General features: G+C 58.4%; 25 protein-coding genes and 1 tRNA gene. 19 read left to right on the top strand and 7 right to left on the bottom strand.

Annotation, left to right across the window (positions count from 1 at the left end):
- The first annotated feature begins 18 nt into the window (after positions 1-18).
- The 13 genes from C6W91_RS18030 (at position 19) to C6W91_RS17970 (ending at position 12,253) form a co-directional block, all read left to right on the top strand.
- Positions 19-690, top strand: a complete 672-nt coding sequence (locus C6W91_RS18030; RefSeq protein ID WP_274831541.1) for a hypothetical protein — start codon at positions 19-21, stop codon at positions 688-690.
- Between the two features lie 131 nt (positions 691-821).
- Positions 822-1,586: a tRNA (guanosine(46)-N(7))-methyltransferase TrmB gene (locus C6W91_RS18025; protein WP_370571261.1), complete on the top strand. Its 765-nt coding sequence runs from the start codon at positions 822-824 to the stop codon at positions 1,584-1,586.
- Positions 1,587-1,701: 115 nt separating this feature from the next.
- Positions 1,702-3,048: a 3-phosphoshikimate 1-carboxyvinyltransferase gene (gene aroA, locus C6W91_RS18020; protein WP_274831540.1), complete on the top strand. Its 1,347-nt coding sequence runs from the start codon at positions 1,702-1,704 to the stop codon at positions 3,046-3,048.
- 21 nt (positions 3,049-3,069) lie between these two features.
- On the top strand, positions 3,070-3,684 hold the full coding sequence (gene cmk, locus C6W91_RS18015; protein ID WP_274831539.1) for a (d)CMP kinase: 615 nt from the start codon (positions 3,070-3,072) through the stop codon (positions 3,682-3,684).
- Positions 3,685-3,990: 306 nt separating this feature from the next.
- Positions 3,991-5,670 carry a 30S ribosomal protein S1 gene (rpsA, locus tag C6W91_RS18010; protein WP_065272332.1) on the top strand — a complete coding sequence of 560 codons (1,680 nt, stop codon included), beginning with the start codon at positions 3,991-3,993 and terminating at the stop codon, positions 5,668-5,670.
- Positions 5,671-5,867: 197 nt separating this feature from the next.
- Positions 5,868-7,430, top strand: coding sequence for a hypothetical protein (locus tag C6W91_RS18005; RefSeq protein WP_370571260.1), 1,563 nt, complete (start codon positions 5,868-5,870; stop codon positions 7,428-7,430).
- A 282-nt stretch (positions 7,431-7,712) separates the two neighbouring features.
- Positions 7,713-7,997, top strand: a complete 285-nt coding sequence (gene ihfB, locus C6W91_RS18000) for an integration host factor subunit beta (protein ID WP_065272335.1) — start codon at positions 7,713-7,715, stop codon at positions 7,995-7,997.
- The gene (locus C6W91_RS17995) at positions 7,998-8,348 is read left to right on the top strand and encodes a lipopolysaccharide assembly protein LapA domain-containing protein (RefSeq protein ID WP_065272336.1); all 351 of its coding nucleotides are present in this window, start codon (positions 7,998-8,000) and stop codon (positions 8,346-8,348) included. It abuts the gene before it with no gap.
- Positions 8,349-8,352: 4 nt separating this feature from the next.
- The gene (locus C6W91_RS17990) at positions 8,353-9,000 is read left to right on the top strand and encodes a phosphoribosylanthranilate isomerase (RefSeq protein ID WP_370571259.1); all 648 of its coding nucleotides are present in this window, start codon (positions 8,353-8,355) and stop codon (positions 8,998-9,000) included.
- A gap of 163 nt (positions 9,001-9,163) precedes the next feature.
- Complete coding sequence (trpB, locus tag C6W91_RS17985; RefSeq protein WP_065272338.1) at positions 9,164-10,423, top strand: tryptophan synthase subunit beta; 1,260 nt, start codon at positions 9,164-9,166, stop codon at positions 10,421-10,423.
- Positions 10,424-10,647: 224 nt separating this feature from the next.
- Positions 10,648-11,034 carry a hypothetical protein gene (locus C6W91_RS17980; protein WP_370571258.1) on the top strand — a complete coding sequence of 129 codons (387 nt, stop codon included), beginning with the start codon at positions 10,648-10,650 and terminating at the stop codon, positions 11,032-11,034.
- A gap of 199 nt (positions 11,035-11,233) precedes the next feature.
- The gene (locus C6W91_RS17975; RefSeq protein ID WP_370571257.1) at positions 11,234-11,722 is read left to right on the top strand and encodes a hypothetical protein; all 489 of its coding nucleotides are present in this window, start codon (positions 11,234-11,236) and stop codon (positions 11,720-11,722) included.
- Between the two features lie 45 nt (positions 11,723-11,767).
- A complete protein-coding gene (locus C6W91_RS17970; RefSeq protein ID WP_274838005.1) occupies positions 11,768-12,253 on the top strand; it encodes a helix-turn-helix transcriptional regulator in 486 nt (161 codons plus the stop codon).
- Between the two features lie 9 nt (positions 12,254-12,262).
- Here the strand turns inward: C6W91_RS17970 and C6W91_RS17965 are convergent, their stop codons facing one another.
- The 5 genes from C6W91_RS17965 to C6W91_RS17945 all read right to left on the bottom strand — a co-directional run bounded on the left by C6W91_RS17965 (position 12,263) and on the right by C6W91_RS17945 (position 16,633).
- Entirely contained in the window at positions 12,263-12,631 is a 369-nt protein-coding gene (locus C6W91_RS17965; RefSeq protein WP_274830568.1) for a DUF2237 family protein, read from the bottom strand.
- A gap of 10 nt (positions 12,632-12,641) precedes the next feature.
- Entirely contained in the window at positions 12,642-13,805 is a 1,164-nt protein-coding gene (locus tag C6W91_RS17960; protein ID WP_370571256.1) for a serine hydrolase domain-containing protein, read from the bottom strand.
- A 73-nt stretch (positions 13,806-13,878) separates the two neighbouring features.
- Complete coding sequence (pth, locus tag C6W91_RS17955) at positions 13,879-14,571, bottom strand: aminoacyl-tRNA hydrolase (protein WP_370571255.1); 693 nt, start codon at positions 14,569-14,571, stop codon at positions 13,879-13,881.
- A gap of 155 nt (positions 14,572-14,726) precedes the next feature.
- The gene (locus tag C6W91_RS17950; protein WP_065272345.1) at positions 14,727-15,353 is read right to left on the bottom strand and encodes a 50S ribosomal protein L25/general stress protein Ctc; all 627 of its coding nucleotides are present in this window, start codon (positions 15,351-15,353) and stop codon (positions 14,727-14,729) included.
- A gap of 113 nt (positions 15,354-15,466) precedes the next feature.
- Complete coding sequence (locus C6W91_RS17945) at positions 15,467-16,633, bottom strand: alpha-hydroxy acid oxidase (RefSeq protein WP_274831529.1); 1,167 nt, start codon at positions 16,631-16,633, stop codon at positions 15,467-15,469.
- Positions 16,634-16,919: 286 nt separating this feature from the next.
- Between C6W91_RS17945 and C6W91_RS17940 the strand changes: the two genes are divergently transcribed.
- Positions 16,920-18,158 carry an ATP-binding protein gene (locus tag C6W91_RS17940; RefSeq protein WP_370571254.1) on the top strand — a complete coding sequence of 413 codons (1,239 nt, stop codon included), beginning with the start codon at positions 16,920-16,922 and terminating at the stop codon, positions 18,156-18,158.
- 48 nt (positions 18,159-18,206) lie between these two features.
- Here C6W91_RS17940 and trpA read toward each other — a convergent pair whose 3' ends face one another.
- Both trpA and C6W91_RS17930 read right to left on the bottom strand, forming a co-directional pair.
- On the bottom strand, positions 18,207-18,998 hold the full coding sequence (gene trpA, locus C6W91_RS17935; protein WP_065272348.1) for a tryptophan synthase subunit alpha: 792 nt from the start codon (positions 18,996-18,998) through the stop codon (positions 18,207-18,209).
- Between the two features lie 95 nt (positions 18,999-19,093).
- Positions 19,094-19,585, bottom strand: a complete 492-nt coding sequence (locus tag C6W91_RS17930) for an acyloxyacyl hydrolase (RefSeq protein ID WP_274830573.1) — start codon at positions 19,583-19,585, stop codon at positions 19,094-19,096.
- A 211-nt stretch (positions 19,586-19,796) separates the two neighbouring features.
- Here C6W91_RS17930 and ychF point away from each other — a divergent pair, with 211 nt between their 5' ends.
- The 5 genes from ychF to C6W91_RS17905 all read left to right on the top strand — a co-directional run bounded on the left by ychF (position 19,797) and on the right by C6W91_RS17905 (position 23,220).
- Positions 19,797-20,894, top strand: a complete 1,098-nt coding sequence (ychF, locus tag C6W91_RS17925) for a redox-regulated ATPase YchF (protein WP_065272349.1) — start codon at positions 19,797-19,799, stop codon at positions 20,892-20,894.
- A 210-nt stretch (positions 20,895-21,104) separates the two neighbouring features.
- A tRNA-Ser gene (locus tag C6W91_RS17920) sits at positions 21,105-21,194 on the top strand.
- Between the two features lie 136 nt (positions 21,195-21,330).
- A complete protein-coding gene (locus tag C6W91_RS17915; protein WP_370571253.1) occupies positions 21,331-22,041 on the top strand; it encodes a hypothetical protein in 711 nt (236 codons plus the stop codon).
- An 83-nt stretch (positions 22,042-22,124) separates the two neighbouring features.
- Positions 22,125-22,304, top strand: coding sequence for a helix-turn-helix transcriptional regulator (locus tag C6W91_RS17910; protein WP_370571252.1), 180 nt, complete (start codon positions 22,125-22,127; stop codon positions 22,302-22,304).
- A 223-nt stretch (positions 22,305-22,527) separates the two neighbouring features.
- Positions 22,528-23,220 carry a hypothetical protein gene (locus C6W91_RS17905; RefSeq protein ID WP_370571251.1) on the top strand — a complete coding sequence of 231 codons (693 nt, stop codon included), beginning with the start codon at positions 22,528-22,530 and terminating at the stop codon, positions 23,218-23,220.
- Positions 23,221-23,372: the final 152 nt, after the last annotated feature.

The raw sequence follows: 23,372 nt of genomic DNA, 5'->3' as shown, positions 1-23,372 counted from the left end.
AAAGGAAGCCATGTACATATGAACCGTTCATCCCTGCCTATATTCTCGCTACTTTGCCTTGTGCTGCTGGCATTGCCGTTACCCCTGCTGGCCAGGGAGCCCCTGCCGCAGAAATTTCGTATCGACGGCGAGGCCTTGGTGTTTGACACCGAAACCGACATCACCGGCGCGGCGTCCGAGATCATCCCCGAGGACATCGACGCCTTTCGTAGCATCCTGGCAGATAACCCGCAGGTCACCGAGATCCGGCTGAACAGTGGTGGCGGCAGTGTCTATGCCGGGGCCGAGATCGCATGGATCGTCATGGACCATGGGCTGAATACTTCGGTCGATGGCGAATGCGTCAGCGCCTGTGTCGATATCTTCCTGGCCGGGCAGCGGCGGCGCATGATGTTGGGGTCCAAGATCGGGTTTCATCAGCGCAGCTGGGCGCCGGAAGCGGTGCAAAGCTATTACCGGGAATGGCGCGATGACGAAGACTGGGCCACCCCTTTTGAATTCGGCTCCTGGATCTATCAGGACACTCAGGAGGAAATCTACGAACAGCTGACCTATCTGGTATCGCGCGGGGTCGATCCGGCCTTTGCGATTGAAACCATGCGGGTGCGCCCCAATGCCGAATGGTACCCGTCCCGCTTGCGACTGGTGGCTGCCGGAGTGTTGCGGGAACAGGCGCCGCAGGATCAGTAGCACCGGGACAGCTCTCTTGACCCGCAGGGCGGCTTGCGGCAGATGGACGCCCAGCATTCGCCCCCCTGCGCCTGTTAATGGCGAAACGCAAGATCGGGCGTGGAAACACCGGCAATGAAAAGGCCCGTCCGATGTCTGATGACAAGAAAACCAGCTCTGCCAGCCACCCGGCGCGGACCGATGCGGCCGACAAACACGCCAGCGGCGCGCCCTGGCGCAATTTCTATGGCCGTTTCAGCGGCAAGACCCTGAAGGACAGCCAGCGACGTTATCTGGACGAGGACCTCGGGGCGCTGTCGCCCGGGGCCGTGGGCTGGGATGAAAACCCGGAGCGCAATCCGCTGGATCTGCAGGCGCTGTTTGGCGGTCGCGATGTCTGGCTCGAGGTCGGCTTTGGTGGTGGCGAACATCTGGTACATCAGGCCCAGAATAACCCAGGAGTCGGCATCATCGGTGCCGAACCCTTTATCAACGGGGTGGCCATGCTGCTAGGCAAGATCCGTAAGGCAAATGCGGATAATATCGCAGTGCATCCCGGCGATGCGCGCGATCTGATGGATGTGCTGCCCGAAGCGTCGATTTCGCGCGCCTTCCTGCTCTATCCCGATCCCTGGCCGAAGAAACGCCATCACCGCCGCCGTTTTGTGACCCAGGAACATTTGGAGCCGCTGGCCCGCTGCCTGAAACCCGGCGCGATTTTCCGGGTGGCGACGGATATTCCTGATTACGTCCGCCAGACCCTGGAAGAAGTGCCAAAAGCGGGCTTTGAATGGCTGGCCAAGCGCCCTGCCGACTGGCGCGAGCCCTGGGACGACTGGATTTCCACCCGTTACGAGCAAAAGGCCCTGCGAGAGGGGCGCACGCCGCATTACCTGACCTTCCGCCGCCTTGGCTGATATCGGGGTGATATGGGCGTGATCTTGCGCTGATCGGCGCTGGACCGGATCACGGCAATTCGTTACCGATAGCGGAAACAAAAGCATTCGCGACACTCTGACAAAGGAAGCCTTCATGTCCGGACACGGTACGCCTACCCCGATGACCTCTCACCGTGCCGACCCGCTGGCAGGCGTGGCCAAGGTGCCGGGCGACAAGTCGATTTCGCACCGGTCCCTGATCCTTGGCGCCATGGCCGTGGGCGAAACCCGGATCTCAGGACTTTTGGAGGGCGAGGACGTTCTGGACACGGCCAAGGCGATGCAGGCCTTCGGGGCCGAGGTCATCAACCATGGCGGCGGAAAGTGGTCGGTCTTTGGTGTCGGTGTCGGCGGTTTTGCCGAGCCGGACAATGTGATCGATTGCGGCAATTCCGGCACCGGCGTGCGGCTGATCATGGGCACTATGGCGACCTCGCCGATTTCCGTGACCTTCACCGGCGATGCCAGCCTCAACAAACGCCCGATGGCGCGGGTTACCGATCCGCTGGCCCTGTTCGGCGCGCAGGCGGTGGGCCGCTCTGGCGGGAGGCTGCCGATGACCATCGTCGGGGCGGCGGATCCGGTGCCGGTGCGCTATGTGGTGCCGGTGCCCTCGGCGCAGGTGAAATCGGCTGTTCTGCTGGCAGGCCTCAACGCGCCGGGGCAGACCGTGGTGATCGAGAAGGAAGCCACCCGCGACCATACCGAGCGGATGCTCGAAGGGTTCGGCGCCGAGATTACCACCGAAGAGACGGAAGAAGGTCGCGTCATCACCCTCACTGGTCGGCCCGAGCTGAAACCGCAGGTGATTGCGGTGCCGCGCGATCCGTCCTCGGCGGCTTTCCCGGTCTGCGCGGCGTTGATCACGCCCGGATCGGACGTGCTGGTGCCGGGTATTGGCCTCAACCCGACCCGCGCGGGGCTGTTCACTACCCTGCGCGAGATGGGCGCGGACCTCACTTATGAAAACGAACGGGTCGAGGGCGGTGAGCCGGTTGCCGATCTCCGGGCGCGCTACTCCCCCTCCATGCAGGGGATCGAGGTGCCGCCTGAACGCGCCGCCTCGATGATCGATGAATACCCGGTGCTCTCCGTCGTTGCCTCCTTTGCGCGGGGTGAGACGATGATGGCGGGCGTCAAAGAGCTGCGCGTCAAGGAAAGTGACCGGATCGACGCCATGGCGCGGGGGCTGCGGGCCAATGGCGTTGCCGTCCGTGAAGGCGACGATTGGTGGGCTGTGATGGGCCTTGGTCCCGAAGGCGTACCCGGCGGCGGCACCTGCGAGAGTTTCCTTGATCACCGGATCGCCATGTCCTTCATGGTGATGGGCATGGCGGCGCAAAACCCGGTCTCCGTTGATGACGGCGGCCCGATTGCGACCTCCTTCCCCATCTTCGAGCCGCTGATGACCGCGCTTGGCGCCAAGTTCACCCACGCTTGAGATTTCGGAGCGCTTTGCAACATGACCACCCGTTTCACCATCGCCATCGACGGCCCGGCTGCGGCAGGAAAAGGTACGATTTCCAAAGCGGTCGCCGCGCATTTCGGCTTTGCCCATCTGGACACCGGCCTGTTGTACCGCGCTGTCGGGGCGCGGGTGCTGGCTGGTGAAAAACCGCTGGAGGCAGCGCAGTCTCTGGTCGCTGCCGATCTGGAGGCCGAGGGGCTGCGCACGGCCGAGGTGGCCCAGGCTGCATCGAAAGTGGCTGTGATCGCCGAGGTCCGTCAGGCCCTGGTGGATTTCCAGCGCAGTTTTGCCCGCCGGGCCGGAGGCGCGGTGCTGGACGGGCGCGACATCGGCACGGTGATCTGCCCGGATGCCGAGGCGAAGCTCTTTGTCACCGCCAGCGCCGAGGTGCGCGCCCGCCGTCGGTTCCTGGAGTTGAGCGAAAACGGATCGGACAGCGATTACGACACCGTTCTGGCTGATGTGAAGGCCCGGGACGAACGCGACATGAACCGCAGCGAGGCGCCGCTGAAGCCTGCGGATGATGCGGTGGTGATCGACACCAGCGATCTGAGCATCGAAGCCGCTATCGCGGCGGCCATTGCTGCGATCAAGGACCGGCAAGGCTGACCGGAAACGGGGGAGGCGGCGGCTGTTTCCACCGCTCATAGTCGGGCCGTGCCCTTGCCATGACAGGGCCGTAGAGTCCATTTCCCCTTGTCAGCAAGGGGGAATCTGCTTATACGGCCCATGTCGAAAGAGATGCGAAAACGCACCACGGACAGTCTGAGCAGGGTCGGGGCAACCTCCGGCCCTTTGTGTTTGTTTGCTCCAGACGGTTCAGATGCGTGATCTCAGACCGACCAACCCATTCAGACCGGCGGAGACAACCGCATGGCCAGCTAAATAAGATATGTAAAGGAAATCCGAGACCACATGGCTCAGAACACATCGATGGAGGAATTCGAAGCCCTCCTGAACGAAAGCTTCGAAATGGACACACCCGATGAGGGGTCCGTTGTTAAAGGCAAGGTCATCGCAATCGAAGCGGGCCAGGCCATCATCGACGTCGGCTACAAAATGGAAGGCCGCGTTGATCTGAAAGAATTCGCAAATCCTGGTGAAACTCCCGAAATCGCCGTTGGCGATGAAGTGGAAGTCTTCCTGCGCTCGGCTGAAAACGCCCGTGGCGAAGCTGTCATCTCCCGCGAGATGGCGCGCCGCGAAGAAGCCTGGGACCGCCTGGAAAAAGCATACGCAGACGATGCCCGCGTCGAAGGCGCGATCTTCGGTCGCGTCAAAGGCGGCTTCACTGTCGACCTCGGTGGCGCCGTGGCCTTCCTGCCCGGTTCGCAAGTTGACGTCCGCCCCGTGCGCGACGCCGGCCCGCTGATGGGTCTGAAGCAGCCCTTCCAGATCCTGAAAATGGACCGTCGCCGTGGCAACATCGTTGTCTCCCGTCGTGCCATCCTGGAAGAATCGCGTGCCGAACAGCGTGCAGAAGTCATCGGCAAACTGTCCGAAGGCGATGCGGTTGACGGCGTGGTCAAGAACATCACCGAATACGGTGCGTTTGTTGACCTCGGCGGCGTTGACGGCCTGCTGCACGTCACCGACATGGCATGGCGCCGTGTGAACCACCCCTCCGAGATCCTGTCGATCGGCGAAACCGTCAAGGTTCAGGTCATCAAGATCAACAAAGAGACCCACCGTATCTCCCTCGGCATGAAGCAGCTGCAGGAAGATCCGTGGGATCTGGTTGGTGCCAAGTTCCCGCTGGGTTCGGTGCACAAGGGTCGCGTCACCAACATCACCGATTACGGTGCATTTGTTGAGCTGGAGCCCGGTGTCGAAGGTCTGGTCCACGTCTCCGAGATGTCCTGGACCAAGAAGAACGTGCACCCCGGCAAGATCGTTTCGACCTCGCAGGAAGTCGACGTCATGGTTCTGGAAATCGACGGCGCCAAGCGTCGCGTGTCCCTGGGCCTCAAGCAGACCATGCGCAACCCGTGGGAAGTCTTTGCTGAGACCCACCCCGAGGGCACCGAAGTCGAAGGCGAAGTCAAGAACATCACCGAATTCGGTCTGTTCATCGGCCTCGAAGGCGACATCGACGGCATGGTTCACCTCTCTGACCTCAGCTGGGACGAGCGTGGCGAAGATGCGATCCAAAACTACCGCAAAGGCGACATGGTTTCGGCCGTTGTCTCCGAAGTGGACGTTGAAAAAGAGCGTATCTCCCTGTCGATCAAAGCCCTGGGCGGCGACAAGTTCGCTGAAGCCGTGGGCGGCGTGAAGCGTGGCTCGATCGTGACCGTCGAAGTGACCGCCATCGAAGACGGCGGCATCGAAGTGGAATACGAAGGCATGAAGTCCTTCATCCGCCGCTCCGACCTGTCTCGTGACCGTGCCGATCAGCGCCCCGAGCGTTTCTCGGTTGGTGACAAGATCGACGTCCGCGTGACCAACGTTGACAGCAAGACCCGCCGTCTGGGTCTGTCGATCAAGGCACGCGAGATCGCGGAAGAGAAAGAAGCAGTGGAACAGTATGGCTCCTCGGATTCCGGCGCATCGCTGGGCGACATCCTGGGCGCAGCGCTGAAGACCGGCGACTGATCTTCAGAGATTTCTCTGTTCTGACAATCTGGAAAGCCCCGCAATTTGCGGGGCTTTTCTGTGTTCTGGGGCATGGAAAGGTGACAGTCCGGAGCGTGGGTTAGTAAAATTCCACGCAATCTCCTTTTAGTTGTAATGATGTCTAAATGTCTCTGGTTGAGACTGCGGCGAACGAATTCAGCTTTAGGAGTAGAGACATGACCACATTTTCCGGCCTTTCTATTGTCAATAATTCCGCCCTTACACTGATTAATGCCTCAGCCAGCGACAGGGGCGCTCAGGCCCGGGTCGAATCGGGTGATCAAGGGACGGCCTGGGGCGTGGACAGGCTAAATTCGCTCGCAAAAGCAGAGATTGACTATCGAACTAAGGAGCACGAAATCTTTGAGAATGCCCGTGGAAAATTAGAATCTTCCACAGCCAGAAGGAGCAAAGCGGCCCAGAGCAAGATTCTCGCGGAGAGATACCACAAACTGGCGGCCAATATGGCGGCGGCCTTGGAAAATCTTGGCGGCCAGGAGCGATCTTTTGGCGGAACAGTTGTCGCCTTGTTCAAGACCCCGGACTCCGATGCGCTGAGCATTGTTAGCGGCAAAACCGTCAGAAATATTTCCTCCCAAAATGAAGCCTCTTTTGCCATTAGCGCCAAAAAAGTCCGTGGGGTTGGCACAGAGGGAGGGAATGATGCCATCAGTATCGAAGCTGATTGGGTGGAGTCCGTAGGCACGGATCGTGACGGCCGCATGCACGCTAGGCAAACCAAATCTGGCAATCTTGTACTCGGGTGGCGCTCCAAAACAGTCAGCAATGATGCGGTCGCGATCAAGGCCAAGCGCGTAAGCGGTGTGTCCAGCAAAGGCGGCAACGATGCGATCGCGATCGAATCCGACTTGGTAAAGAACATCCATGCGGGCGAGGGGAACGATTCCGTAGCCATTCGTGGCGGGGTTGTCAGCGGTATTTACGGCGCCGCCGGTCAGGACACCATATCCGTAGATGCTGGAATTGGTGCGTCAGCTGTAACGCAAGAGGGGAAGTCGGCTTTGAATTGGATGTCAGGATTCTCTGGCTATACCCGAGCAGAAACGGCGGAGGAACGCGTGAGGCAGGCAACAGCGGCTTATCTTGGCCGGGCGGATATCCATGGAGGGGCAGGGGATGACTTTATTTCCGTTACGGTTCAGGAAACCCTGTCAGTTAATGGAGGCACTGGCAATGATACGATTTCGATTGGCGGCGGAACTGTGGCGATGAGCGTTGGACGTGACGCAGGCCATGACACCGTGCAGGTCGCGCGCGGCGCCGAATTGATGCTGGAGATCGACACTCAAACATATACTGCGAAAAAGGACGGAAACGACCTGATCATTACGCACGCCGGCGGGTCCGTAACCATCAAGGATTATGAACAGGCTTCGGCAATCGCCATTCAAGGCAGGTATGCAGCAAGCGAAGACGAAATCAACGACTTGCTCAGTCCTGAGGAAGCTAAGCGAGTCATTTCTAATGAAGCTGAGCGTCAAGCTAAGATGCGAGAGGAGCATGCGGCCTTTCTTGAGAGTCTTGAGGCAAAAAATCTGCGTGGCGGCGTGGCTGTTACATTGGATACGACCAAGACGGTGGATATCACTGTGCCGGAGGCGGAGAACCTTTATCGGCCCATCCATGACTGGAGCAATACCTTGTCTTCCGCGCCCATGGAGTATGATATGGTGATGTTTCAACTGGACCCCAAGGAGCCAATCGATATGCGCGTTTGATCTCAACCTGAGATTTCCGCGCTGATTTTGACACCTCGGGGCCCCGGGCCTGAGCGGGTGGCGAATCAGGTCCGGCCGCAGGCCGTCGGCGGCGCGAAACCGGGCCCGGGCGGCGGCAAACTGCCCTATAGGCAGCAAATGGCTGGTTTTACAAAGCAATTTCGTGCAATCTCCTCAGATATGGAGATTGGTGACGCCTGTTTTTGTTCCCGGCGCGCCGATTTTTTCCTATAGTCGGGAACACTCGACAAAGGATTGCGTTGGCTTGGGAGGGCAGAAAGGATGATCCGCTCTGAACTGATTCAGAAGATTGCAGACGAAAACCCGCACCTGTATCAGCGGGACGTCGAAAGGATCGTGAACACGGTATTTGAGGAAGTGACCGATGCGATGGCCCGGGGTGACCGGGTTGAGCTGCGCGGCTTTGGCGCTTTTTCGGTGAAAAAGCGCGATGCGCGGGTTGGTCGCAATCCCCGTACCGGCGAAACGGTCCATGTTGAGGAAAAACATGTGCCGTTCTTCAAGACTGGAAAGCTCTTGAGGGACCGTCTGAACGGAAAGGCTTAAATGCGCTATATTCGGTATGCCATCCTGGCTTCGCTTGGGATCATTCTGGTCTCGGTGAGCCTTGCGAACCGCTCTGTCGTGGAGCTGAAGCTGATGCCGACCGCCCTGGCGGAACTGGTGGGCTGGAACCCGGGCATCGCCCTGCCGCTGTTTGTCGTGGTTCTGGGCGGCGTTGCGGCCGGTCTGGTGATTGGCTTCATCTGGGAATGGCTGCGCGAGCACAAGCACCGTCGCGAGGTCGGTAACCAGACCCGCGAGGTGAAGAAACTTTCCCGCGAAGTGCAGAAGCTGAAAAAACAGAAGCACGAAGGCAAAGACGAAGTTCTGGCATTGCTGGACGACTCGGTCTGATCTGATGGCTGCTGACATCCGGGTAAAGGTCTGCGGCCTCAGCACGCCGCAGGACGTCGATTGCGTGGCGCGCGCGGGCGCGGCCTACGCGGGCTTTGTCTTCTTCGAAAAATCACCACGCAACGTCTCTTATGAAACTGCCGCAACCCTAGCTGCTGATGCGCCCGTGGGTCTGTGCAAGGTTGCCCTGACGGTCAACGCGGGCGATGCGGAGCTGGATGCGCTGACAGAGACCGTGCCGCTGGACATGTTGCAGCTGCACGGCAAGGAAACGCCCCAGCGCGTGGCCGAGGTCAAGGCGCGCTACGGCCTGCCTGTGATGAAGGCCATCGGGGTGGCTGACGCGGCGGACCTGGCGCAGATTGATATTTACTCCGATGTGGCTGACCAACTGCTGATCGATGCCAAGCCGCCCAAGGGCGCTGACCTGCCGGGGGGCAACGGGCTTGCCTTTGACTGGCGCCTGCTGGCCGGGCGCAAATACTGGCGCAAGCCTTGGATGCTGGCCGGTGGTCTGACCCCGGAGAACGTTGCCGAGGCAATCCGGATGACCGGTGCCCGTCAGGTCGATGTGTCCTCGGGCGTTGAAAGCGCCCCCCGCGTCAAGGATGCGGACCTGATCCGCGCCTTTGTGGAGCACGCAACGGCTTAAGCCCAGATTGGCGACGGGCTTGCGTCTACCGGAGCCGCGTCCCGGCTTCGCGCCGGTCATCCCGGTGACTTTACCGCAGATGGCGCGATTCCTGTCTGGTGTCTCTTTACCCGTCGCCTGCTGCGCTATACTCAGAAGCAGTGCCGCGCAGAGAGGAACAATCATGGCCGAAGATCTTTTCAACAGCTTCATGAACGGGCCCGACGAAAAGGGTCGCTTTGGCATTTTCGGCGGGCGTTTCGTCAGTGAAACGCTGATGCCGCTGATCCTCAGCCTTGAAGAGGAATACGACCGGGCCAAGGACGACCCGACCTTCTGGGCCGAAATGGACGATCTGTGGAAGAACTACGTGGGCCGTCCCAGCCCGCTGTATTTTGCCGAGCGCCTGACCAATCATCTGGGCGGCGCCAAGATCTATATGAAGCGGGACGAGCTGAACCACACCGGCGCCCACAAGGTGAACAACGTGCTGGGTCAGATCTTGCTGGCGCGCCGCATGGGCAAGACCCGGATCATCGCCGAAACCGGTGCCGGTCAGCACGGCGTCGCCACGGCGACTGTCTGCGCCAAGTTCGGCCTGAAATGTGTGGTCTACATGGGTGCCCATGACGTCAAACGTCAGGCCCCGAACGTGTTCCGCATGCGTCTGCTGGGCGCCGAGGTGATTCCGGTGACCTCGGGCCGGGGCACGCTGAAGGATGCGATGAACGATGCGCTGCGCGACTGGGTGACCAACGTGCGCGATACCTTCTACTGCATCGGCACCGTGGCAGGTCCGCACCCCTATCCGGCGATGGTGCGCGATTTCCAGTCCGTCATCGGCAAGGAAGTGCGCTGGCAGCTGGCCGAGCAGGAAGGCGAAGGCCGCCTGCCTGATACGCTGGTTGCAGCCATTGGCGGCGGTTCGAACGCGATGGGTCTGTTCTACCCGTTCCTGGACGACAAGAGCGTTGGCATTATCGGCGTCGAGGCTGGCGGCAAGGGCGTTGACGAGAAGATGCAGCATTGCGCTTCGCTCACCGGCGGTCGTCCGGGCGTGTTGCACGGCAACCGCACCTACCTCTTGCAGGACGACGATGGTCAGATCCTCGAGGGCTTCTCGATCTCTGCGGGTCTGGATTATCCCGGCATCGGCCCGGAGCACGCTTGGCTGCATGACACGGGCCGCGCCGAATATGTGTCGATCACCGACAAGGAAGCGCTGGAGGCGTTCCAACTGTCCTGCGCAATGGAGGGAATCATCCCGGCGCTGGAGCCGAGCCACGCGCTGGCCCATGTGATGAAGATCGCGCCGACCCTGCCCAAGGACCATATCATCGTGATGAACATGTGCGGTCGCGGCGACAAGGACATCTTCACTGTGGCGCGCCATCTGGGGTTTGACATGTCCGACACCGAAGAGGGGCGCGATCTGGAAGACTGATCCAGATCTCCTGATCTATCTGTAAACACAGGAAAAGAGCTGCCATTTGGCGGCTCTTTTTTCGTTTTCGGGGCCATAAACCCAGGTTTATGCGCCCTAAACCAACCGCAGTCCGGCCGGAATTTAAACCTCTGTCGAATGGTTCTTGCCGGGCCGAGCGGTTCAGTCTGGGTCAAGGCGGCTGAAAACCCACCGCCAACGTGATCAATAAAAGGAAGATCCTGATGAACCGCGTACTTCTGACCAGCACCGCAATCCTCTTGGGCCTTGCAGCGACCACCTATGCCTCTACCGAGACAGGCTCGGGCGAGCAGAACCAGAATTCCTACGAGCACGCCTATCAGAACCAGAACCAGCATCAGAACCAAAATGAGCATGCCTATGCCTATGGGAAGTCCGATGATGCGGGTGAAGACGACCACGGCGAAGGCCATGGAGAGGGCCACGGCGAGGGCGGTGAAGGCCACGGTGAAGGTGGTGAAGGCCACGGTGAAGGTGGTGAAGGTCACGGTGGCGAGGGCCATGGTGGTGAAGGCCACGGCGGCGAGGGCCACGGCGGCGGTGGCGAAGGCCATGGTGGTGAAGGAAACGGTGGTGAAGGTCACGACTAACCCGACGCGCGTCCCTTAAGCGCACCCAAGGCGCCTGTGGAGCATCCGTCCCAACGCTCCATTTCCCCCGGCGCCTCACAAGGTTCAACCGCGGTATTTTCTGCCTGATACCGCGGTTGAGCTTTTCTGCCGATCAGTGGCATTGTCCCACAAGGCCCCTATCGAACCGTCCATTTTCACACAAAGGAGGACACAGCCCATGCGCCGCCGGATTGCTCACGTCCTCTTTGTGCTTGTCATGTTGCTGGTCCAGCCGGGTGTTGCCTTGGCCGACCCCTTCACGGACAGAATTACCGATCAGCTGCGCCAGCAGGGTTATGGCGAAATCGTGGTGACGCGGACTTTCCTTGGCCGCTACAGGATCGTGGCCACAACCAACCGGACCGAGCGCGAGATCATTGTGAACCCCGGCACCGGTGAGATCCTGCGCGATTACATCGAAGACAAGGATGACGACAGCGCCAGCAGCGGCCTTTTCAGCCTGTTTGATCGCCTTGGTGGCGAAGACGGAGACAGCGACGGGGATGATGGCGGCGAAGACGGGGATGACGGATCTGACGATGGCGGCAACGGCGATGGTCCCGGCGCGGGCGGCCACGGCGGTCATGGGGGTGACGGACAGGGTGGCGAAGGGCAGGGCGGCTCCGGTGAAGGTGGCGATGGCGAAGGCGGGGACGGCGATGACTGATCATGGGCCGGGCGCGCCTGTGCTGACCAAACGCAGGGCAGCCGCATGAAGACGGGGTGGTTTCTTCCCGTTCTGGTATTGGTGCAGGGCATTTGCGCCACGTTCTTTGTTTCCGATATTGCGCTTACGGTGCTGGGGCTGCGGTCCCGTCCGATCAGTTGGCAGACCCGCGAATTTCTGGAAATCGGCGCCGCACTGGGGCTCGTGCTGGGGGTGGTGCTGGGCTGGATTGCCTACCGGCGCAGCCAGCAACGGGTGCGCGCGGTCGAGGAAAGCCTGCGCCTGATGCAATCCGCCTTCAAGGATCACCTAGAGGAACGGTTCTGCGCCTGGGGTCTGACCCCAGCCGAACGCGATGTGGCGCTGTTTTCCCTCAAGGGCCTCAGTCTTTCGGAAATCGCAGAGCTGCGCCAAACCTCGGACGGCACGGTCAAGGCGCAGAGCAATGCGATCTACCGCAAGGCCGGGGTCAGCGGCCGCACGCAGCTGCTGAGCCTGTTCATCGAGGATCTGATGAGTGACGACGGCTAGGGTCTGCGCTTAGGCACTGTGGGCCTTCAGGACGTCGATTGGAACAATGTCCAGCGCCCGTTGGTGGGTGCCTTTCAGGTTCACTCGCGGCGCACAGCCTTCATCGGCGGCCTGCAGGAACCGAGCGGCGCAGAGGCACCAGCAATCGCCGGGTTTTAGTCCCTTGAACTGGAATTCGGGTCGTGGCGTGCTGAGGTCATTTCCCACATATTTCGAATAAGCAAGGAACTCTGCCGTCATCACCGCGCAGACGGTGTGGCTGCCCTGATCCGCCGCGCAGGTGTTGCAGGCGCCATCGCGGAAAAAGCCGGTCATCGGATCGGTGGAGCAGGGCTCAAGCGCCTCTCCCAGAACGTTGATGCTGTCGTCTTTTTCCATGCGGGCTTCCCTATAATGCGCGGGCGATCTGTCGAAACATCTCGATATTAGCGCGGTTTACGCCCTTGTCGCGGAATTTTCTGTCTGCTGCCGTGCTGACGATCACCACGTCCCGGTCCTGGTCGATATAGACGTATTGGCCATAGACACCGCGGGCGAGGAATTCGCCGTCATGGGCGCCGATGGGAACCCACCATTGATAGCCATATCCGATCTTGCCCTCCTTGGTCGGAGCTGAGGGGCGGGTCGAGGCGGCGATCCAGTCGGCAGGCACGATCTGCTGTCCGTTGTACCGGCCGTCCTGTTCTATCAACAGACCGAACCGGGCATAATCGCGGGTGGTGATATTGAGCCCGCCCAGCACAAAGGCCACGCCGTCGCCATCGGTCACGTAATAGGGTGCCTGTTCCAGCCCCAGCGGGGTGATGATCTTTTCCGACAGGAGGTCCGGAATGCTGCGCCCGGTGGCGCCCCGGATCACCATGCCGATCACATGGGTGTCAATCGACACATATTGCCAGGTGCTGCCCGGAGCGGCGAAGCTGTCCTTCAAATCGGCAGCGAACTGGTCCAGCGCCCCGCCCAATGCGATCTCGCGGCCCATGCGGTTAATGTCGGAATCATAATCCAGGTAATCCTCGTCAAAGGTGACGCCGCTGGCCATGTTGAGCACGTTACGGATGCTGGCGCCGTCATAGGCGCTGCCTTTCAGCAGCGGCGCGTATGTGGTGACCGGATCGTCGAGAGAGGCAATCGCGCCTTCCTCCAGTAGGATCCCGAACAGCGCCGAAAGATAGCTTTTCGCCACCGACCAGGAGATCCGCCGGTCCGCCTCAGCAGTGCCAAGGTGATAGCTTTCGTGCCGGATCTTCCCGTCCTTCAGCACCAGAAGAGAGGTCACGGCGCGGGCATCGATCCAGTCGTCCGCTCCGGCGGGCAGGGTCATCGCCTCGCCTGTGGCAAGGGGCACGACGGGTCCGTCGCCGCGCGACACCGGCCGGGTCAGAAAGGCGCCCTCCATGTTGGAGAAATTTGCCACGATCCTGTCTTCGGCAAACAGCGAATTCACCGCCCAAAGGCGCATGATCTCGTCCCGTTTCCACAGGCCTGCCGCCAGCAGGACAACGGCTGCAATGGCCAGGACACGCCCGGCTATCCGCATGAGTTTGCGCATGTCTTTCCTCCCCTTTACGGTCAGCCTAGCCGCCGGGGTGAACCCGCGCAAAGCGGACGCAACGGAAAGCAGCCTACTTGAATTTGTCCACCAGACGCTCAAGCGGGGAGCGGTTGTCCTGTGTCTCGGGGGCTTTGTCCGCCTGCTTTTCCGCCTTGGCCTGCTTCTCCTGCCCCTTGGGCGAAGTGGAGCTGCGTGGCGGCGCGGTGCGCAGGGCAACCGCATTCATGAATTTGCCGCCGTCCCCTTTGGCCAGCGATGCTGCGCCGTCGGAAATGCCGCGCATCAGGTCGTCGAGCCAGTCTTCGTCCGCCTTGGGGAAATCGCGTAGCACATAACCTGCTACGGCGTCCTTGTGGCCGGGATGACCGATGCCCAGACGTACGCGGGCGTAGTCTGCGCCGATATGGGCGTGGATCGAGCGCAGCCCGTTGTGGCCCGCGTGGCCACCGCCCTGTTTGACGCGCGCCTTGCCGGGAGCCAGATCCAGTTCGTCATGCAGCACGGTGACATCCGCTGGTGTCAGCTTGTAGAATCGCATGGTTTCCCCGACGGACTGGCCGGAATTGTTCATGAAGGTCTGCGGCTTCAGCAGCAGCACTTTTTCACCGCCCAGGGTGCCTTCGCAGATCTGTCCCTGGAATTTCGACTTCCAAGGGGAAAATCCGTGGTCTTCGGCGATCCGGTCCAGCGCCATGAAGCCGATATTGTGCCGGTTTCTTTCGTATTTGGCGCCGGGGTTCCCCAGTCCGACAAAGAGTTTCATGGGCTCTCTCGCTGTTTGCAGATCTTTGCCTGATACATGCCTGCTGCGCGCCGGGAAATCCAGTGCCGGGGCCCGTCGACGGTTTTCGGTGTGGCAAAAGAAAACGGAGCCCGAAAAGGGCTCCGTTCCTTGATCCTGCCAATGTGGCGTAGATCTTATTCTTCTGCGGCTTCTTCCGCTTCGCCTTCTTCCTCGTCGTCCGAGGCAGCCAGGCCAGCAGGTGCTGCGATGTTCGCAATCACGAAGTCGCGGTCGATGGTCGGCTTGGTGCCGTTCGGAAGGTCAATCGACGAGATGGTGACGGTGTCACCGATCTGCAGCTCGGAGATGTCCACGACGAGCTTCTCCGGAATATCGCCAGCGGTCACGACCAGTTCCACCTCGGGGCGGACGACGGACAGCATGCCGCCTTTTTTGATTCCGGGTGCAACGTCTTCACCGACGAACTCAACCGGGATGAACAGGTTGATCTTGGTGGTGCGGCGCAGGCGCATCAGGTCAAAGTGAGTCGGCAGGTCCTTGACCACGTCACGCTGGACGTCGCGGCAGATGACGCGGACGTCTTCCTGACCTTCAACCTTCAGGTTCCACAGAGTGGACTTGAAGCGACCGGCTTTCAGCTTTTTGAACAGCTCGTTAAAGGGGATCTGGATCGCAATGGGATCAACGTCACCACCAAAAACAACACCAGGAACCATGCCAGCGCGACGCGCTGCGCGAGCGGCGCCCTTGCCCGTCCCCGCACGTTCCTGGCAAACGAGATCAGGAATCTCTCCAGCCATTTTAATTCTCCAATATGTTAGGGCGGGATGCCTCCAAGGCTGTCACCCCGCGTGAAGCCGCGCGTATAGCGGAGAATCCCCGCAATGCAAAGCTTAAAAATCGCTGCCGGAGATCAGTCCTGCCAGCGCCCTTCGAACCCTTCGGGGACCAGCAGGTTATGACGGCCAAGATCCGCCACGTTGCGCTCGCCGCACAGGGCCATTGTGGTGTCCAGCTCTTTCTGGATGACTTCCAGAGCAGTTGTCACACCCTTCTGCCCCATGGCACCCAGACCATAGACAAAGGCGCGGCCTATCATGGTGCCCTTGGCCCCCAGCGCCAGCGCCTTCAGGACGTCCTGACCTGAGCGGATACCACTGTCCAGATGCACTTCGACCTCGTCGCCGACAGCATCCATGATCTGCGGCAGCATCCGGATCGAGCTGAGCGCCCCGTCCAACTGGCGCCCGCCGTGGTTGGAGACAGTGATGGCATCGGCGCCGACCTTGGCGGCCATCTTGGCATCTTCTGCGTCCAGGATCCCTTTCAGGATCACCTTGCCGCCCCACATCTCTTTCAGCTTTTCGATCTTGCCCCAGTCGAGCGAGGGGTCGAATTGCTCGGCCGTCCAGGCCCCCAGCGAAGACGCATCGGAAATGCCTTCGACGTGGCCGACGATATTGCCGAATTCGCGGCGCTTCGCGCCCAGCATTTCGATGCCCCAAGCCCATTTCGTCATCAGGTTGGCGATGGTCTTGGGTGTCAGTTTCGGTGGTGCGGAAAGACCGTTTTTCAGGTCCTTGTGGCGCTGCCCAAGGATCTGAAGGTCCAGCGTGATCACCAGCGCCGAACATTTGGCCGCCTTGGCACGTTCGATCAGGCGACGCACGTAGTCTTCGTCCTTCATGGTGTAAAGCTGGAACCAGAAGGGTTTGTTTGTCGCCTCCGCCACGTCCTCGATCGAGTTGATCGACATGGTCGAGAGGGTAAAGGGCACACCAAAGGCCTCAGCGGCGCGGGCGGCTTTGATTTCACCATCGGCGTGTTGCATGCCGGTGAGGCCGACCGGCGCCAGCGCTACCGGCATGGCAACGTCCTGGCCGATCATCTGGCTGGCGGTGGAGCGGCCGGACATATCAACGGCTACGCGCTGGCGCAGGCGGATCTGTTCAAAATCCGAGGTGTTCTCGCGGAACGTCTGCTCGGTCCAGCTGCCGCTTTCGGCGTAGTCGTAAAACATCCGGGGAACGCGGCGTTCGTAGATGCGCTTCAGGTCGTTGATATTGGTGATAACAGGCACCGGTTCGTCCTCGCCCTAGTGGTGGTCAGGATTGTTTACCAATTTCACCCTGCTGGCGCAATGATGGCCTGCGCAAATTGTCTGTCGGTAAAATTTTACGGTATATTTATTTTAGAAAACCTATAGGTTTCAAAACAAGACGTCGAAATCTTGCAGGGTAGCCGTATTTCTGGCGCCATTTGAGGCCGGCTCAGGGCGGTGTCTGTATGGGTTTGGGCGATTATTGAAACGTACGAACCGATTGAGGCATGTCATTTCGACAGTGAACCGCAATTCCGAACCCAGGTTGCCCGCAACGGCAACAACTGCCGATCTGCGCCTTGCACTTGAGCAGGAACGGGCCGCTCGGCAGGAGGCCGAAGCGGCCAACCAGGCCAAGTCGGCCTTTCTGGCAGTGATGAGCCATGAAATCAGGACGCCGTTGAACGGCGTTCTGGGCATGGCCGAGGTGCTGGCCGACAGCGGCATGCGCGAGGATCAGAAACAGGCGCTTGATACCATCGCTGACAGCGGCAATCTGTTGCTGACCATCGTCAATGACATTCTGGATCTCTCCAAGGTCGAAGCGGGTAAGCTTGAACTGGAGATGATGCCAACCTGCGTGACTGAGGTATTTCACTCCCTCTGCCGCCAGTTTCGCCCCCGGGTCGAAGCAAAGGGCCTGTCCTTTACCAGCGTGTTGAGCGGGCTTATGGCCCGCAAAGAGGTCTGGGCTGAACTGGATCCGACGCGGCTTACTCAGGTTTTGGGCAATCTTCTGGCCAATGCGCTGAAGTTCACTTCCGAAGGGGCGGTGACCTTTACCGTTCACGCGCGGGAGGTAACAAACGGCTGCGTGGCGCTGGATTTCAGAATCCGCGATACCGGCAGTGGCATCCACGCGGCGCAGCACAAGAAACTGTTCAGTCCCTTTGCTCAGGCCGAGGTCAGCGTGAACCGGCTGCATGGCGGGACCGGGCTGGGGCTGGTGGTGGCGCAGCAGATCTGCCGGGAAATGGGCGGCGGGATCGATTTCACCAGTGCAGCCGGGGAGGGCAGCGAATTCCATGTCTCACTGGTGTTACAAAGCAGCGAACCCAGTGCGGAGGATCCGGCGCAGGACGAACTGGACTGGAGTAATGAGGTGTTGCAGCGTCACCGCTGGCGGGTGCTGGCGGCTGAGGACAATCTGACCAATCAACTGGTCCTGCGCCACCTGCTGAAGGAGTTCGATCTGGAGCTGACCATTCTGCCGGATGGGGCCGAGCTCTGTGCGCTCTGGCGGGCGGGTGGCGCCGACCTGATCCTGATGGACGTGAACATGCCCGTTATGGACGGTGTTGCCGCAACCGGTGAGATCCGCCGCGCCGAACGTGAAGAGGGTCGTGCGCCGGTGCCGATCATTGCCATTTCGGCCAATGCGATGGCGCATCAGATCGAGGGCTATCTGGCGCAGGGCATGACGGCGCATGTGGCCAAACCAACCCGCAAATCCGACCTTGTTGCGGCAATGGCGCGCGCGCTTGCCGGGAGCAGCCTGCCCTGACCCACCTGATCCGCAAACGCGGATCAGGTTGTTGTTCTGAAGGAGGCGTCAGGCGGCGTGGGCGCCATCCGACAGCGATTTCACAAAGGCCAGAACCTCTTCCACCGGTTTTCCGGCGGCTATCTGGCTGACGATGGCGCTGCCGACTACGGCACCGTCCGAAATCGACGCGATATTGCGCGCCTTTTCCGGGGTATTGATGCCAAAGCCCACGATCACCGGCAGGTCGGTGGCGGCCTTGATGCGCGCCACTTCCGGTCCAACATCGCCTGCTTCGGCCTCGGCGGCGCCGGTAATGCCGGTGATGGAGACGTAATAGACAAAGCCCGAGGTGTTCTGCAGCACCCGCGGCAGGCGTTTGTCATCGGTAGTGGGCGTCGCAAGGCGAATGAAGTTCAGCCCGGCGGCCTGGGCGGGAATGCACAGCTCATCGTCTTCTTCCGGGGGCAGGTCGACCACGATCAGCCCGTCGATCCCGGCGGCCTTGGCGTCGGTCAGAAACTTATCGACGCCGCGGTTATAGATCGGGTTGTAATAGCCCATCAGCACGATCGGTGTGGTGTCGTCACCTTTGCGGAATTCCGCGGCCAACTGCAGGGTACGTTCCAGGGTCATCCCGGCGTCCAGCGCCCGTTGCCCGGCCAACTGAATGGTGGGCCCATCCGCCATCGGATCGGTAAAGGGCAGGCCCAGTTCGATAATGTCGACCCCGGCGGCAGGCAGTCCCTTGACCACCTCCAGCGCGGTGTCGAAATCCGGATCTCCGGCCATGACATAGGAGACGAAAGCTTTCTTTCCGGCGGCCGAAAGCTCGGCGAATTTGGCGTCAATGCGGGTCATGATCGGGCCTTGTTTGTGATGTCCGCTCTGGTGTGCCGAATGTTCTGCCGGAAATCAATCCCAAGCAACATCAACCCTGCAGCACATGCCCCAGATCACAGCGGAAAATGCCAGCGCAGATGCAGGGAATTTACGCCGGGATTGATATCGGCGGTCGAAGCATTGGATTTATGCGACAGGGACAGCGACAGGGCGGTTCCGTTGGCAAAGCTGCGTCCGACGCCTGCCATGCTGCGGATCTCGAAGGTTGACCCCAGATCGTTCAGTGCCACGCTTTCGAAATAGGCGCCCGGCAGGACACTGGCCTCGATGAACCAGGATTGGCCCAGATCCCATTTGCCCGCCACACCGGCGCCGATGAAGAGGTCTCCGGTCTCCTGCACGTCCAGGGCAGCACCGAAACGGGCGGAAAAGATGCCCTTTTCGTAAAACGCGTGGTGCCGGTAATCCAGCGACACAAGCGCGCTGTTTTCCGAACCGGGCCGGGAAAATTCGGAGTATCCGATCCCGACAGAAAGTTCGCGGTCCTGCGCGGCGGCGGCGCCTGCGGACAAAAGGACGGCGGTCAGGGCAGCAATGTATTTCATCGTCTCACTCAGCATCAGGAGAATTGGGTGACCGGGACATGGGTATTGAAGTCCGTTTGCAACAGGAAAATCAAGACAATGATAGCGGCCGTGATATGGCGTGAACGGGGCGGTCGGGGCAGATGACAATGGTCCCTGCGGGGCCATGACCGCTTGCGCCACCGCGCAATGCTGCCTAGAAGCGGCTCCCAAGTGGCATCAGGAGGCCGGTATGGGCTTTAAAATGGGAATCGTCGGTCTGCCCAATGTTGGTAAGTCGACATTGTTCAATGCATTGACGAAAACGGCCTCGGCGCAGGCAGCGAATTTTCCGTTCTGCACGATCGAGCCGAATGTGGGCGAGGTCGGGGTGCCCGATGCGCGCCTTGATAAACTGGCAGCCGTCGCGGGATCGAAACAGATCATCCCGACACGGATGACATTCGTGGACATCGCCGGCCTCGTCAAAGGCGCCTCCAAGGGCGAAGGGCTGGGCAACCAATTCCTGGCCAATATCCGCGAAGTGGACGCCATCGCCCATGTGCTGCGCTGTTTCGAAGACGGCGATGTGACCCACGTCGAAGGGCGCGTCGATCCGGTGGCCGATGCTGAAACCATCGAAACCGAACTGATGCTGGCCGACCTAGAAAGCATCGAGAAACGCCGTGCGGGCCTCGTGCGCAAGCTGAAGGGCAATGACAAGGAGGCCCAGCAGCAGGATCGCCTTCTGGCCGACGCCCAGGCGATGCTGGAAGAGGGCAAACCCGCGCGCCTCGTCGAGGTTGACGCCGAAGATGCCAAGGCTTGGCGGATGCTGCAGCTGCTGACCACCAAACCGGTGCTTTATGTCTGCAATGTCGGCGAATCCGAATCCGTTGAAGGCAACGAATACTCTGCCAAAGTGGCGGAAATGGCAGCGGCACAGGGCAATGCCCATGTGATTATCTCGGCCCAGATCGAAGAGGAGATCAGCCAGCTGGATCCCGAAGAAGCAGAGATGTTCCTTGAGGAAATGGGCCTCAGCGAAGCCGGGCTCGACCGTCTGATCCGCGCGGGCTACGAGCTGCTGCATCTGGAAACCTATTTCACCGTCGGCCCCAAAGAGGCCCGCGCCTGGACCATCCGCGCGGGCACCTCGGCACCGCAGGCCGCAGGCGTCATCCACGGCGATTTCGAAAAAGGTTTCATCCGGGCAGAAACTATCGCCTATGAGGATTTCATCGCCAACAATGGCGAACAGGGCGCCAAGGAAGCCGGCAAGATGCGCGCCGAGGGCAAGGCCTATATCGTCAAGGATGGCGACGTGCTGCATTTCCTGTTTAACACCTGAACACTCGGTATGCCCACGAAGATCGCAGCGCTCGCCAGTATCCCTGGCGGGCGTTTTTCTTTGCACCTTTCCTGACTGGCGTCTCAACCGTGGGCGGGAGGAGCCATGAAAAACAGCGATTTCAAGGAGTTCTTGGATTTTCCAAGAAAATGCCCGTCGTTTCAAGAATGCCCTTGTATATCCGATAGTTGCTGGGCTATACGCGTCGACGGAGACGTGGCCGAGTGGTCGAAGGCGCTCCCCTGCTAAGGGAGTAGGCCCGGAAGGGTCTCGAGGGTTCGAATCCCTTCGTCTCCGCCATACCACTATAAAATTACTTATATATATCAATGACTTAAGGGCTTGCGAAATTCACATGTCCCTAAATTTGTCCCCAACTGAAAATCCTTGATCCAGCAAACTTGACAGGAGCAACCGCACCTTCATCCAATAAGGCATGAAGGATGAAGACAGCGAATCCCCATTGATGGCAAGGTTGCGGAAGGTTGGCGATCTCACGCTGACTGGTTCAAAACCACAAGGTTTGCCTCTCTCGGAAATCAAAGCACGTGTCATGGCTTTCATGCTTGCTAACGAGAGCATGAGTGCGGTCATTGCCTTTGGGGACAGTGTCGACAAAGACGATGCGCCCGAGGGCTTAAAGCATTACGACCCCGCCAGAGAACTCCTCAAAGATGACAGCAAACTTGATGAGATTCTGATGCTTGTCGAGCATGACATAAATCTTCGAGAAGAGGCGCTTCTGCAAGAAGCGCAGGAACATCAATCTTCATACAATGTTCTTCTATTTGGTGTGGCGGCAAAGCTAGCACGTGATGAGCCGTTATCAGATGCTCTACGGGGGTTTGTTGTGCAACACTTGATTAATCCGCCTAACTTTTCCAACCAAAGTAAGAAAAAATCAAAACGTAGTCCGCATGACGATGAGCGAAAATATTTTGCAATAAAATTTGCTGCGCAGCATGGTTTGAACCCTACTAGGAATGATGAGGCAAAACATCGTCAAAGCGCATGCGATGTGGTTGCAGAAGCGGCGATAGAACTTTGGAAGATGGGATATGCTCAATTCTCTACGGGTTATGGGTTCGATAGTTTAAGATCAATATATAAAAGAGAAAACAAGGCCGGAAAAACAAGCTGTGGGTAAAAAAGGTCTTGTTATCTTACCCATGCAGTGAAAATTTTTATATGCTATAAGTCCTCCACATTCATTAAACAAAGGAGGTAAAAATGAAGTTTATTCGCAGAAAAGAAGTTGAAAACAGAACTGGTCTTTCACGTTCAGCAATCTACGAACATATGTCTAAAGGGACGTTTCCAAAAAATTATAAAATCGGTCATCGTGCAGTTGCGTGGTTGGAAGATGATATAACAAATTGGATGCAGGAAAAATGCTTGCCCATTAAATAAATAAAATTCTTTCTGATTATCGGAAAAATTTTTACAAAATCACAAAAATACATACATATGACGTATAAATAGAAGTGGCATTTTTTCACTTCTGTCAAAGCGCATCCTAGATGTGTGTGCAAACTGCCAAAAAATTAAACAGATCACCGTGTAGGGTCAAAAACCCTGCATATAGTTCACTATTGCCAAATGAAATAAAAACTTTATGAAAGGAATATTCAAAATGAAAAGACTACAAGAACAGCAAGAAACCATAATGTATTTATCAAGACTGCTTCACAATCACACCAGAAAAGGTGATGCCGAAAAGCGGACTTTGGTTTTCACTGCCCCAGTGAAGCATTTGAATAATTCGAAATATGAAAAAGAAACAATTTACAAAAATGTTCATAGAACACTTTATGAAAAACTAAAACCACATGATAACATCATCTGTTCTATGTTCATTGCCAGTGATGTTGAAGCATCAAGGCAAGGATATATTCCAAATGATGTTTTACTTAAACCTATCATTCCACATTATCATGGCGTAATTGTTTTCCATAAACATGTTTGGGAACGCATATCTATAAACCTTTCTTACTGGCAAGATGTCATCAGTTCATCAGTGTCAGAAGTTCTAGATGATGAAGATGTTGATGATGATAATCGTTTCAAAAAATCCATTTGGATTGAACAATTTGATGAAAGTAAGGTGCGCTATGCGAAGCATAGGTTGCCGCTAGGCAACTACACCAGTTACGCCATGAAATCCCATTTACAGGCAAACAGTAGGGGTATCATGTTGCATGAACCTTCGGTTTTTCCATTTGATATTTATAATTCGGAAGAAGATGCAAGAAGTGCAAATAATTTGTTCAATGATCTATGGAAGCAACAAGTATCATATAACAAAAGTCATAAATACTGTTATTAAGGAGGCAAAGATGGATCAGGTAAAGACGTATAGACCGATACATATCAATATGGAGTCTGATTTGTTATTTGATCTGGATATGTATAAAGGAAAGTCTGAAAAACCTCGTGCTCTGAGCGGGTTGCGGTAGACTGAGCGGGACCTTGAAGGAT

This window comes from Phaeobacter sp. SYSU ZJ3003 (genome assembly GCF_041300735.1).
Lineage (GTDB): Bacteria > Pseudomonadota > Alphaproteobacteria > Rhodobacterales > Rhodobacteraceae > Phycobacter > Phycobacter gallaeciensis_A.
This window is presented reverse-complemented; position numbering and strand designations above follow the sequence as displayed.